This window comes from Dyadobacter sp. CY326, assembly GCF_021390515.1.
Classification (GTDB): domain Bacteria; phylum Bacteroidota; class Bacteroidia; order Cytophagales; family Spirosomataceae; genus Dyadobacter.
In genome coordinates this window covers 363,729-376,268 of the sequence record NZ_JAJUXI010000007.1, presented here as the reverse complement: position 1 = coordinate 376,268, position 12,540 = coordinate 363,729, and the positions used below count along the sequence as shown (strand labels likewise).

General features: G+C 44.7%; 11 protein-coding genes. 8 read left to right on the top strand and 3 right to left on the bottom strand.

Annotated features, from left to right (window positions below):
• Positions 1–38 precede the first annotated feature (38 nt).
• Genes LZG73_RS16365 through LZG73_RS16355 form a run of 3 tightly spaced genes read right to left on the bottom strand, consistent with a single transcriptional unit; the run spans position 39 to position 3,567 of the window.
• Positions 39–1,631, bottom strand: coding sequence for an FMN-binding glutamate synthase family protein (locus LZG73_RS16365; protein WP_233852287.1), 1,593 nt, complete (start codon positions 1,629–1,631; stop codon positions 39–41).
• 25 nt (positions 1,632–1,656) lie between these two features.
• Positions 1,657–2,892 (bottom strand): 3-phosphoshikimate 1-carboxyvinyltransferase, encoded by a 1,236-nt coding sequence (locus tag LZG73_RS16360; RefSeq protein ID WP_233852285.1) that lies wholly within the window; start codon positions 2,890–2,892, stop codon positions 1,657–1,659.
• 60 nt (positions 2,893–2,952) lie between these two features.
• Positions 2,953–3,567 (bottom strand): hypothetical protein, encoded by a 615-nt coding sequence (locus tag LZG73_RS16355; RefSeq protein WP_233852282.1) that lies wholly within the window; start codon positions 3,565–3,567, stop codon positions 2,953–2,955.
• Between the two features lie 207 nt (positions 3,568–3,774).
• On the opposite strand from LZG73_RS16355, the gene LZG73_RS16350 reads away from it, so the two are divergent.
• The 8 genes from LZG73_RS16350 (at position 3,775) to LZG73_RS16315 (ending at position 12,436) form a co-directional block, all read left to right on the top strand.
• Positions 3,775–4,854 carry an Ldh family oxidoreductase gene (locus LZG73_RS16350; protein ID WP_233852280.1) on the top strand — a complete coding sequence of 360 codons (1,080 nt, stop codon included), beginning with the start codon at positions 3,775–3,777 and terminating at the stop codon, positions 4,852–4,854.
• A gap of 59 nt (positions 4,855–4,913) precedes the next feature.
• Positions 4,914–5,951, top strand: a complete 1,038-nt coding sequence (gene mltG / locus LZG73_RS16345; RefSeq protein WP_233852277.1) for an endolytic transglycosylase MltG — start codon at positions 4,914–4,916, stop codon at positions 5,949–5,951.
• The gene (locus LZG73_RS16340) at positions 5,951–6,364 is read left to right on the top strand and encodes a thioesterase family protein (RefSeq protein ID WP_233852273.1); all 414 of its coding nucleotides are present in this window, start codon (positions 5,951–5,953) and stop codon (positions 6,362–6,364) included. The genes mltG and LZG73_RS16340 overlap by 1 nt, the downstream gene beginning before the upstream one ends.
• 11 nt (positions 6,365–6,375) lie before the next feature.
• The gene (locus LZG73_RS16335; RefSeq protein WP_233852271.1) at positions 6,376–7,314 is read left to right on the top strand and encodes a YihY/virulence factor BrkB family protein; all 939 of its coding nucleotides are present in this window, start codon (positions 6,376–6,378) and stop codon (positions 7,312–7,314) included.
• 22 nt (positions 7,315–7,336) lie between these two features.
• Positions 7,337–8,410 (top strand): glycosyltransferase, encoded by a 1,074-nt coding sequence (locus LZG73_RS16330; protein ID WP_233852269.1) that lies wholly within the window; start codon positions 7,337–7,339, stop codon positions 8,408–8,410.
• Positions 8,411–8,440: 30 nt separating this feature from the next.
• A complete protein-coding gene (locus LZG73_RS16325; RefSeq protein ID WP_233852265.1) occupies positions 8,441–9,067 on the top strand; it encodes an L-threonylcarbamoyladenylate synthase in 627 nt (208 codons plus the stop codon).
• A 102-nt stretch (positions 9,068–9,169) separates the two neighbouring features.
• On the top strand, positions 9,170–9,829 hold the full coding sequence (locus tag LZG73_RS16320; protein ID WP_233852248.1) for a WbqC family protein: 660 nt from the start codon (positions 9,170–9,172) through the stop codon (positions 9,827–9,829).
• A 66-nt stretch (positions 9,830–9,895) separates the two neighbouring features.
• Entirely contained in the window at positions 9,896–12,436 is a 2,541-nt protein-coding gene (locus LZG73_RS16315; protein WP_233852246.1) for an ATP-dependent Clp protease ATP-binding subunit, read from the top strand.
• Positions 12,437–12,540 lie beyond the last annotated feature (104 nt).

The window sequence follows — 12,540 nt, the reverse complement described above, 5'->3', positions numbered from 1 at the left end:
AGTTTGGAACTGTTGCAGTTAAATACAGCCATAAACGATTAGGCAACTTTTTCACCAGGAATTTTTCTCCCACCGAGATGCGGGCATTCGAGTAAGGGCTTAATTCCTGAATATGGAACGATCGTTTTCAGATAACCATAATTGTCAGCCAGGGAGATCGTTCGGTTTTGGTCGCCCATGGAAATGTCCACATCATTCATTCCAAACTGGCAGGGATGCTCGTAACCCGTCGCATGCGTGATTTCGATAATTTCCTTCGCCAGCGTGCTCATATAACTGTTGAAGCGCTCGGTTTTCAGCGCGGGATCAATGCCAGCTTCGAGCCATTTGTTATTGGTTGCAATGCCTGTTGGGCAGCGGTTTGTGTGGCAAGTCTGCGCTTGAATGCAGCCAATTGACATCATTGCTTCGCGCGCAACATTGATCACATCGGCGCCCATCGAGAATGCCATTACGGCCTGCGCCGGAAGTCCGAGCTTGCCGGATGCGATGAAAGTCAGCTTGTCGGTCAGGTTTCTCTTTTGGAATATTTTATAAACCGTGCTGAAAGCGAAAACAAGCGGCAACGAAACGTGGTCTGCGAATGATGGCGGCGCTGCGCCTGTTCCGCCTTCGCCGCCGTCAATGGTGATAAAGTCGGGGCCTTTTCCGGTTTCAGCCATGAGGTCGGCCAATTCTTCCCACATATCCGTTTTTCCAACAGCAGATTTTATTCCAACAGGCAAGCCCGTTTCAGCGGCCATTTGCTCAATAAAATCGATCATTCCTTTTACATCTGAAAAAGCACTGTGATAGGGAGGCGAAACAACGTCTTTGCCGATGGGAACGCCACGGATCTCTGCAATTTCTGCAGTGATCTTGCTGGCGGGCAGCACGCCGCCCTTTCCTGGTTTGGCACCTTGCGAAAGTTTAAGCTCGATCATGCGCACAAATGGATTCAGTTTGGTCATTTTCACCAACTTTTCCATCACAAAATTTCCTTGATCATCGCGAACGCCGAAATATGAAGTTCCCATGTTAAAGACCACATCTGCGCCGAATTTGTGATAGGGAGACAATCCGCCTTCGCCCGTGTTATGGTAATTGCCGAACTGGAATGAGCCTTTATTTAACGATTCAATTGCTCGTGAAGAAAGTGATCCAAAGCTCATTGCGCTCACATTCACGATGGAACGCGGGCGATAAGGTCTTTTTCTTTTATGGAATTCGCCGATAACCTTCGCCGAAGGAATTGTGTAATGATGCGGATCATTACCATTCAGGACGTGATGGCTGTGCGTTGTATCCAGCTTATAAGGAAGCATGGCAGGTTTTATCAGCACATAACCGGCTTCCTGCATATTTTGGTCGGTGCCAAAACCCTGATAATTGTTTTCTTTTTTGGAAGAAGCGTAAATCCACGAGCGCTGACGGCGATTGAAAGGCAGTTCCTCGCGGTTATTGGCAACAATGTATTGCCGCAATTCCGGGCCAATCGTTTCGAGCATGTAACGAAAATGCCCGACCAGGGGAAAGTTATGCTGAATGGTGTGCTTCCGCTGCAAAATGTCCCTGACAGCGATCGCAACAGGAATGATAATGATATAAACCCAAATCGGGATCGCAGCAAAGAACGAGGTAAGCATTTCCATAAATCAGTGTGTTAATGGCAGCAAATCAGACTTCCTCCCAGGTTGTAACAACGGAAAGATCTTTCCAATAACCCGGATAGGATTTTACAACAACGCCTGGTTCTTCAATGATAATCGGTGAAACCATTCCAGCCGGGGCGAATGCCATGGCCATGCGGTGATCATCATAAGTGTGAATGGAAGGTGTCTCTTTTGGCTCGAATCCCGGAATGCGGGTCACTTCGTAGAGATGATCTTTCTCAATTTCTTTGAGCGTCGCGCCAAGCTTTTGCAATTCCTGCTGCAATGCGAAAACGCGGTCTGTTTCCTTTATTTTCAAACTTTCAATGCCGGTTAAGGAAAGGCGAATGTCTTTTACAGCGCAGCAAACAGCGACGGTTTGGGCAAGGTCGGGGCAATCTGTGAAATCCCAGCCAATGGATGCTGCGGGTGGGGTTTTGGTCAAAAGCACGCCGCGTTCTGTGAAAACACTTGCGACGCCCAGATGCTCCATAATTTTGACAATGGCGCTGTCGCCCTGCAAAGAGTCTTTTTTCAAGCCCAAAAGCTCCACTTCCGCATCTTCGGCCAGTGCAACAATGCTATACCAGTAACTCGCACCCGACCAGTCGGATTCAATTGCATAAGGATGCGGCTGATATTTGAATGGCGGAACAATGATCATGTTTGTAAGCCAATCTGCCTGATATTCAATGCCGAAATGAGCCATTTGATTGAGCGTCATTTCAATGTAAGGCTTTGAACCAACTTCTCCTTCCAGCTTTATTTTTAAACCGCTAGGCAAACTTGGCGCAACAAGCAGCAATGCGGAAATATATTGGCTGCTTACGTCGCCACGCATTGTAATTTCGTTCGTGCCGGAGTAAGTGAAACCATTCAGTTTCAATGGCGGAAAGCCTGTTTCTTGCTGATATTCAATGTCTGCGCCCAGGATTCGTAAGGCATCCACCAAGATCCCGATCGGCCTTTCACACATCCGCGGCGTGCCGGTCATAATCTTGTTTTGACCGGTTACTGCGAAATAAGCTGTCAAAAAACGCATTGTAGTGCCTGCATCGATCACATCGGCAATGGTGTCCTGCGAATCGAGCAGCCTGAGCATTGTTTGTGAATCGCGGGCTTCCGAAATGTTCGAAAGCTCACATTGAAAACCAGTCAATGCATTGATAATGAGCGCACGGTTGCATTCACTTTTGGATGCTGCCAGTCTTATTTCTGCGCGTATGGATTGTTTGGGTGGGTGGACTAGAATGGATTTCACTTCAAGTAATCAGATTAGGGAATGCAAAGGCGCTTGGCCTTTGGAGGCAATGGTTTTGTATTAATAGGTTTCCAGGACTTTCAGCTTGTTTTTGCTGTTGATCTTCAACGATGAAAATGTCAATTTGTAACAAACAAAACCTGCCGCCATAAACGCCCCGCCCACAAAGAGCGACGAAGCGTCGGTTGTATATCTTTTATTATCAATTCCTTTATTGAAAAAATCAGCGCCGATGTAAATTAACCCCGCAAGCGGCAGCAATGGAGCCAGTTGCGAAACGAACGGAATCCTTCGGGAGACTTTCATAAGCCTGATATCCTTCAAAAGGATTTCCTGATAATCCATTCGGCCAACGGCTTCATTAATGATGGCAATGCTGAAAGACGAGTCCGTGACGCTGGCAATGGTTTCGTTGAAGCGAATGGTTTCGTTATGCATCCGGAACTTGATATTATCGCCGGGAAAAAAGCGATATCGGTGAAAGCCGCCGATCGTAGGGGACGCGTCTAAAACGAGATATTTCTGCCCGGGAGAGGCAATTACGCGGTTTGTGGTGCTTTGTTTGAGGAAAAGTTCTTCGCTTGAAAGTGCTTTTTTGGCATCATAATGATCCTGGGACCACGCCTGGAAACTCCCTGTGAGTATTAAAAGGACAATAAATAAGCGTTGTCTCATAGCATTAAAAGAATGTTTCAAATATAGGGAATCATTCTCTGAAACGGGCAAAAGTGTTGCATTGTTAACCATATTTTAAGTCGCGGCCAGCGAACAGATTTTGATGAAATATTGGACGATGCCATTTGAATTAGGATATTTGCAGCGCCTCGCGTGCCGGCAAACAGCGTGCAGGAAAATCAACGTAAGCTCACTCATTCAACTTATATGTATCAGGCCAGCTATTTAAAACATTTTACGGAAGAAGTTTTCCTTGCCATAGGATGTTCAGAGGAAGAGGCTAGACTGGCGGCGACCGTTTTGGTAAGTGCAGATTTGCGTGGGGTCGATTCGCATGGAATTGCAAGGTTGGCGGGTTATGTTCGTTTGTATGATCACGGCCGCCTTAATCCCAAACCGGAAGTGAAAGTTGTCTATGAAACGCCTAGCACGGCAGTTGTGGACGGAGACAGAGGGCTGGGACTGGTGGTTGCGCCGAAAGCCATGGAAATTGCCATGGAGAAAGCCGAAAAAGTGGGTTCGGGATGGGTTTCTGTACGGAATTCAAACCACTTTGGCATTGCCGGATATCATGCCATGCTGGCTTTGGAAAAAGACATGATCGGCTGGACAATGACCAATGCTGCACCGTTGGTTACGCCAACTTTTTCTTTGGATAAGTTGCTTGGAACCAACCCGATTGCGGTTGCAGTCCCGGCTTTGGAAGAGCCTGCTTTTGTGGCTGACTTTGCTTCAACGGCTGTGGCTTACGGGAAATTTGAAATTTTACAGCGCAAAGGATTGCCCGCTCCCTTAGGCTGGGCGCAGGATGCGGAAGGCAATGCAACAACGGATTCGAATGCAGTGAAAAGCGGCGGCGGTTTGCTGCCGTTGGGTTCGGACAGGGAGCACGGAAGTCATAAAGGTTATGGGCTTGGCGCCATTGTGGATATTTTTTCAGGCGTGCTTTCAGGTGCTAACTTTGGCCCTTGGGTGCCGCCATTTGCAACTGCCGGATTTATGACTGCTCAGCAAGGTGTGGGCTTGGGAACGGGGCATTTTCTTGGAGCGATGCGCGTTGATGGGTTCCGTCCAGCCGATGAATTTAAACAGGATATGGACAAATGGATCAGAGCATTCCGCGGCGCGCGGGCTGTGGATGGCCAGAAAGTGCTGATCCCCGGCGACCCTGAGCGCGAGACGGAGGCGGAACGCAACATTAATGGAATTCATTTGCTTGAACCCGTTGTTGTTTCGCTTGATGAGCTTGCAAAGCGATTTGGAATATCATTTGAAATTAATCTTTAACATATAAAACAACGGAAGCGGAGGCGGACGATCGCCGGAAGCTGTTAGCCACACATCATATGTCGCGTAATTTTAAAGTTGGGTTGTTTGTCACCATTGCAATCCTTACCACAACATTCACTTTTTATTTTTGGCAAATATTTAAAACGCCTAATCTGCAACTTGACAAGCAAACGAGTTTTGCATTGCTGATCCCGGAAGGCGGAACTTACAAATCGGTGCTGGATTCGTTGAACAAACATGAAGTGATCAATGATCATATTTCATTTCAGTTTCTTGCCAAACTTTTAAAATATCCGGATAAGGTTAAGCCAGGAAGATATGTGATCAAGCCGAATTCCAACAACTACGCGGTTGTTAAAAAACTTGCTGCTGGCAGTCAGGATGCTGTGAAACTGACCTTTAACAACATCAGGCTAAAAGAAGATTTGATCGTAAGAATCGGAAGCCGGTTTGCATTTGGAGAAGAAAATTTTAGAAAAGCGCTTAATGATCCGGAGGTTTGCCATAAATACGGATTGGACACGCTGACAATTGTTTCCATGTTTTTGCCAAACACTTATGAGATTTACTGGACAACGGGCACAGAGAAGTTTTTGGACCGGATGCACAGCGAATACAAAAAATATTGGACAGAAGAGCGGACTGCAAAAGCAAAATCCATTGGGCTGACACCGGTTCAGGTTTCGATTCTGGCTTCCATTGTTGAGGAAGAACAAGCCAGAAAAGTGGATGAGAGGGCCAAAGTGGCTGGGCTTTATATTAACCGTTTAAACGCGCAGATGCCTTTGCAGGCGGACCCTACGATCAAATTCGCGTTGCAGGATTTTGCCATTAAAAGGATCTTAAACGGACAGCTTTTGATCAAATCGCCTTATAACACTTACGTAAATGTGGGTCTGCCTCCCGGCCCGATCCGCGTCGCCGACCTCAATTCCCTGAATGCGGTTTTGAATTATGACAAGCACGATTATGTGTACATGTGTGCGAAGGCGGACTTGTCCGGTTATCATGCATTTGCGACCAATTATGCCGATCATTTGAACAATGCACGCATGTATCAGGCCGAATTGAACCGACTCAAAATCATGAAATAATGTTCGTTTACGAAGTCAAAGGCGTGCGGGTCCGTTATGCAGATACGGACCAGATGGGTTATGTATATTATGGAAATTATGCCCGTTATTACGAAATAGGGCGGGTTGAAGCGCTCCGGAGCCTTGATTTTCACTACAAAGTGATGGAAGATGAAGGCGTAATGATGCCGGTTTATGAAAACCATTCCCGTTATTTGAAGCCCGCGCGTTACGACGACGAACTAAGCATCCGCGTTACTTTGCAGGAAATGCCTGGGATTAGGGTCGTTTTTCATTACGAAATACGCAATCAAAACAATGTGCTGTTGAATACGGGTGAGACGACATTGGTTTTTCAGCGCCGGGACAACGGAAAATTATGCCTCGCGCCGGAAAAGCTGCTCAACAAGTTGAAGCCGTATTTTGAAATTTAATTAGTCTGCCTATGCTTGAAAAACTGTTAACAAACCGTCAGATCAAGCGTCTTATCGTCTGGCTGCAGCGAAAGGTTTTCCTGAGCAAGACAGTTTCTTTATATGACATTCTGGTCAATCTGGTGCGGAGCAATCGCAAATATGACATTGACCAACGCGCGTCAGCGGTTGCTTACAGCCTGACACTTGCCTCTTTTCCTGCGATCATTTTCCTTTTTACATTAATTCCCTACATCCCGATCGAGCATTTGGATGAGCAGATCATGGAATTGCTTCGCGAAAACATTCCGAGCGGGATTTTTCAGGATGCAGACCAAACGATCATGGACATTATCAGCAGGCCGCGGAAAGGCGTGCTTTCTTTCGGTTTCATTTTCGCGCTTATCGCGTCGACCAATGGAATGATGTCACTGATGCGCTCTTTTGATATGGTTTATGATGATATTGAAATCAGGGGTTTTCTGAAATTAAGGGCAATCGCGACCTTGCTGACATTGCTTTTGATTGTTGTTCTGTTCCTGTCGGTCATTCTTCTCATCGTGGGAGACGCTGTGATGAACATTCTGAGCGATTGGAGCATTTTGCAAGATAATTGGACCATCACATTGCTGAATATTACGCGTTATCTGATCAGTTTTGGGTCCCTAATGCTGACTATTTCACTTATTTATCGCATTGCTCCTTCTCATGGGCGGCAGTTTGGTTTCATCAATGCAGGCTCTGTCATTGCGTCCGTGTTGATTCTGACTGCGACATATGGTTTCTCCTATTATTTATCGAGATTCAGCTCTTATAACAAGCTTTACGGCTCCATTGGAACCATGATAGCGCTCATGATCTGGCTCTATTTGCTGGCTTTTGTGATCATTCTTGGCTTTGAAATTAACGCTGGCATCGCAGCCGCAGCCAAGGGAAAAATTGTCCCGAAGCAGCGATTTACCGCAAACTAACTACTTCTCTGACATGTGGTGAATGTTGCTAATTTTGAAACTTACGGCCGCCAAAACATTAAAATCGGGCTGTGAGACGGGAATTGTGATACTGCATGTTGAAATGAAAGAGAAGGAAAAGCCATTGGTGACTGTTATCCTGACAGCCTATAATCAGGAAAAATATATTGAAGAAACACTTCATTCAGTCTTCCAGCAAACTTATGCACACATTGAGCTGATTGTCATTGACAACGCGAGCACGGATCAGACGCTCACCAAAATCGAGCGGTTTAAAGCGGCTTCGAACCAGTTCATATTAATCAAAAACACGTTTAATTCCGGGCTTTGCAAAGCTTTCAACATAGGGCTTTCCATCGCGAAAGGAAAATACGTGATCGACCTCTCCGGCGATGATCTGCTGATGCCCGAGCGCATTGAAAAGCAGGTGGAAGCATTTGAACAGCTTTCTGACGAATACGCTGTGGTTTTTACCAATGCATTGTATATCACTCCCGCCGGAAAATATCTGGACTATCATTATCAGGTTGACAAGCAAGGAAAAGCGGCGCATAACGTGCCTTCCGGGGATGTTTACAAGAATGTTTTGGAACGATATTTCATTTGCACGCCCACAATGATCATGCGCACCGAGGCATTAATCGGGCTGGGTGGTTACGATGAAACACTGACATTTGAAGACTTCGATTTTTGGGTGCGCTCGGCGACAAAATTCAAATATTTTTATCTGGATGAAGTGTTGACCAAAAAGCGCATCGTTCCCACTTCACTTTCTTCAATGGTTTACAAAAAGGGCAGCGGCATGCTGGCTTCCTATTATGCAGTTTGCAACAAAGCCTACGATCTAAACCGCGATCAGCAAGAATTTGATCTGCTGGCGGCTCGCATTCGCACATTCATTCGCAAATGCTGGTATGCGCAGGAATTTGAGCTTGCGATCCGTTTTCGGGTTTTGCTAAATTATATTGAGAATCCCGGATGGCAAACCGAGCTGATCGTAGTCATGTGCAGGCTGCATCTTCCAGTCAATTTCGCTTATCGATTTTATATCAAAAACTTAAAAAAAGCACTTGGACAGGAAGGATTTAGCTTCTAGAATTGTTATTCTTTAAAGTTGCTATTGCCTATGCCTGCTGAGTTCATTAAAATTTATCCCCAAAATCCTGACGAAAGAAGAATACGCCAGGTTGTCGATTGTCTTCGAAACGGCGGATTGGTCATTTATCCCACCGACACGGTTTATGGACTGGGCTGCGACATTTACAACTCCCGCGCCGTCGAAAGAATTGCCCGAATCAAAGGCATCAAACCTCAAAAAAATGATTTTTCATTTATTTGCTACGATCTAAGCCACATTGCAGACTTCGCGCGGGTGGACACGGCTGCCTTCAAAATCATGAAAAAAGTGCTGCCCGGGCCATATACTTTTATCCTCGAAGCCACGAGCAATGTGCCCAAACTGCTCAACACCAACAAAAAAAGCGTGGGGATTCGTATTCCTGACAACATGATTCCGCGTTTGATCGTAAAAGAATTAGGCAATCCGATCGTTACAACGTCGATTAAAGACGAAGACGAAATTATCGAGTATTCTACTGATCCTGAGTTGATTTATGAAAAATTTCAGCATCAGGTGGATATGGTTGTGGACGGTGGATACGGCGGCAATGTGGCATCGACGATTGTAAAAGCTGACAACGATGGCTTTGAAATAATCCGGGAAGGGCTGGGCGATATCAGTATCTTTTTATAACAGGAATTGTATCATTCAGTGTTCGAATTGTACATTGCTACCGGTGCAAAATATTTATTATGAATTTTTTGATAATATCATAAGCCTTTACCATATTTGATAGTGTCACAAATTTTGAGTGATCGTGACGAGTTCACGGATTTACGGATTGAATTACAGTATTTACCTTGCATCGCTTATTTTACCTGTTTATTAAAATACGACCGTATTTTCATCGACATTGAAGAGCGATATGTGAAGCAAAGTTATCGCAACCGATGTAGTGTTCTTACTGCGAATAAAACAGATTTGTTAACGGTTCCGGTCAAAAAGTACGAGGCAGCCACCCCCACCAAAGACATAAAGATTGACTACGGCCAGGACTGGATGCGACGTCATCTCGGCTGCTTGAAATCAGCCTACGGAAAATCCCCGTTCTACGAGTTTTATGCCCCCGAAATTTTGGATATATACGACAAAAAATTAGCATATCTCGTCGATTTGAATTATGAATTATTGACAATTTGTCTTAGATTGGTAGGAGTTAAGAAGGAATTACAGTACAATTTGTCAGGTGTGGTTGTGGATGAAAGCAAGGTGTTTAATGCTATTTCCCTCATTAACAACAGGAAAAGCCTAATTCCCTCTGAATATTACCAGCCAGTGCCTTATTATCAAACCTTCGGGAATGATTTTGTAAGTAACCTGAGTATTATTGATCTGCTATTTAATATGGGTCCTGAGGCAAAAAGTGTTTTGTTAAAATCCTGTAAATTTCAATAAAGCTATTTTGAACAATCGAGGATCAAGTAGCGTTTAGAATATTAAAACACTTTTTATTGCTACACAATGGAAGCAAAATTTTCGAATAGAGTGAAAGAGGTAATCACGATGAGCCGGGAAGAAGCACTTCGCCTCGGTCATGATTACATTGGAGCAGAGCATTTGTTACTGGGAATGATTCGTGAGGGAGACGGAGTGGCGATAGGCTTATTGAAAAAGCTGGGCGTTTCTTTGGATGATGTACGACAAACCATTGAGCAGGCAACAAAAGGCGCAGCGACCAACAACGTAAAGAATTTACAAAATATTCCGCTGACAAGACAGTCAGAGAAAGTGCTGAAAATTACTTATCTGGAAGCCAAAATATTTAAGAGTAATTTGATCGGAACGGAGCATTTACTGCTTTCGATTTTGCGCGACGAAGACAATGTAGGCACCCAGATTCTGCATAAATTTAATGTTAACTACGAAGTCATCAAGGAAATGTTAGAATATCAATCATCAGGATCCAAGCCGCATATGGGGCCGGAGACCGAAGACGGAGATGATGAGGCAAGAGGTGGCATGTTTGGAGGAGGAAGCGGCTCTGCATCTGGTAAAGAATCAAAAGGAGCTGAAAAATCACGGACTCCTGTGTTGGATAACTTTGGACGCGACCTTACCAAAATGGCCGAGGTTGGCAAATTGGATCCGATCGTTGGACGTGAGAAAGAAATCGAACGTGTCGCTCAGATCCTTAGCCGTCGTAAAAAGAATAACCCAATTCTTATTGGTGAGCCCGGTGTAGGTAAAACTGCTATCGCTGAAGGTCTTGCATTAAGGATTGTTCAGAAAAAAGTTTCTCGCGTGCTTTTCGGCAAACGCGTTGTAACGCTTGATTTGGCATCATTGGTTGCCGGAACAAAATATCGCGGACAGTTTGAAGAGAGAATGAAAGCAGTAATGAATGAATTGGAAAAATCTCCGGATGTGATCCTGTTCATTGATGAGCTTCATACAATTGTAGGTGCAGGTGGCGCTTCCGGTTCTTTGGATGCTTCAAACATGTTTAAGCCTGCATTATCACGCGGAGAAATTCAATGTATCGGTGCGACGACATTAGACGAATATCGCCAGTATATTGAGAAAGACGGTGCATTAGCACGTCGTTTCCAAATGGTGATGGTGGATGCAACTTCAATCGAAGAAACCATTCAGATCCTTGAAAACATCAAGGATAAATACGAAGATCACCACCACGTAAACTATACGCCTGAGTCGATCAGCACTGCTGTTAAATTGTCTGAGCGTTATATTACAGACCGTTTCTTGCCGGATAAGGCGATTGACGTTTTGGATGAAGTAGGAGCGCGGGTTCACATCAGCAACATTACAGTTCCCGAAGACATTCTCGTTCTTGAAGAGCAGATTGAAAATATCAAGCAGGAAAAGAACAGGGTTGTTAAGAGCCAGAAATATGAAGAAGCTGCGCAATTAAGAGATCGTGAAAAGAAATTGATCGATCAATTGGAGCGCGCTAAACTGGCTTGGGAAGAAGAAACAAAACAAAAACGTTACACGGTAACTGAACACAATGTGGCCGAAGTGGTTGCAATGATGACGGGCATCCCGGTAACCAATGTGTCCATGGACGAAGGCAAGAAATTGCTGAACATGGCTGACGAATTGAAAGCCAAAGTAATTGGTCAAAACCCGCCGATTGAAAAGCTTACCAAAGCAATTCAACGCACAAGGGTTGGCTTGAAAGATCCGAAAAAACCAATCGGGTCGTTCATTTTCCTTGGACCGACTGGTGTAGGTAAAACTGAGCTTGCCAAAGTGCTTTCTTCTTATCTGTTTGATAAAGAAGATTCACTGGTGCGCATTGACATGAGCGAATACATGGAGAAATTCAGCGTATCGCGTTTGGTTGGAGCGCCTCCGGGATATGTGGGTTACGAAGAAGGTGGGCAGCTGACCGAGAAAATCAGACGCAAGCCTTACAGCGTAGTTCTTTTGGATGAGATCGAAAAAGCGCACCCGGATGTGTTTAACATTCTATTGCAAGTGCTTGACGATGGAATCCTGACGGATGGTTTGGGACGCAGAGTTGATTTCAGAAACACGATCATTATCATGACTTCTAACATTGGAGCGCGTGATTTGAAAGATTTCGGATCTGGAATTGGTTTCTCAACCAAAGCCAAAACAGAAAATCAGGATGATATCATGAAAGGCACTATTCAAAGTGCACTTCGGAAAGCATTCTCTCCTGAATTCTTGAACCGTTTAGATGATGTGATCGTGTTTAATTCGCTTCAACGCGAAGATTTGCACAGAATCATAGACATTTCACTAGGAAAATTGTTTAACCGTGTGAAAGGTTTGGGATACGAAATAGAATTGACAATTCCTGCGAAGGACTTCTTATCAGAAAAAGGATACGATCCTCAATATGGAGCACGTCCTTTGAACCGAGCGATCCAAAAATATCTTGAAGATCCCGTAGCAGAGGAAATATTGAAAGGCGATTTGCGCGAAGGCGATGTGCTGGTTGCCAATCACGAAGAGAACAGTGAACAACTTGTTATCAGTGTTCGTAAAAAAGAAGAAGAGCTAGCCAATTAATCGGTGGATCTTTTAAAGTAATAATGCTTGAAAGGCGGATCATCTGATCCGCCTTTTTTTGTGTTAACATTCATTACCAAGAATGAAATGCAGATTTTAGCAAA

What these genes read in the sequence shown, in the direction of transcription:
- LZG73_RS16315 (WP_233852246.1), top strand. Translation starts at nt 9,896, where the DNA reads ATGGAAGCAAAATTTTCGAATAGAGTGAAAGAGGTAATCACGATGAGC.
- LZG73_RS16355 (WP_233852282.1), bottom strand. Translation starts at nt 3,567, where the DNA reads ATGAGACAACGCTTATTTATTGTCCTTTTAATACTCACAGGGAGTTTC.
- LZG73_RS16340 (WP_233852273.1), top strand. Translation starts at nt 5,951, where the DNA reads ATGTTCGTTTACGAAGTCAAAGGCGTGCGGGTCCGTTATGCAGATACG.
- LZG73_RS16335 (WP_233852271.1), top strand. Translation starts at nt 6,376, where the DNA reads ATGCTTGAAAAACTGTTAACAAACCGTCAGATCAAGCGTCTTATCGTC.
- LZG73_RS16350 (WP_233852280.1), top strand. Translation starts at nt 3,775, where the DNA reads ATGTATCAGGCCAGCTATTTAAAACATTTTACGGAAGAAGTTTTCCTT.
- LZG73_RS16325 (WP_233852265.1), top strand. Translation starts at nt 8,441, where the DNA reads ATGCCTGCTGAGTTCATTAAAATTTATCCCCAAAATCCTGACGAAAGA.
- LZG73_RS16330 (WP_233852269.1), top strand. Translation starts at nt 7,337, where the DNA reads ATGTTGCTAATTTTGAAACTTACGGCCGCCAAAACATTAAAATCGGGC.
- LZG73_RS16365 (WP_233852287.1), bottom strand. Translation starts at nt 1,631, where the DNA reads ATGGAAATGCTTACCTCGTTCTTTGCTGCGATCCCGATTTGGGTTTAT.
- mltG (WP_233852277.1), top strand. Translation starts at nt 4,914, where the DNA reads ATGTCGCGTAATTTTAAAGTTGGGTTGTTTGTCACCATTGCAATCCTT.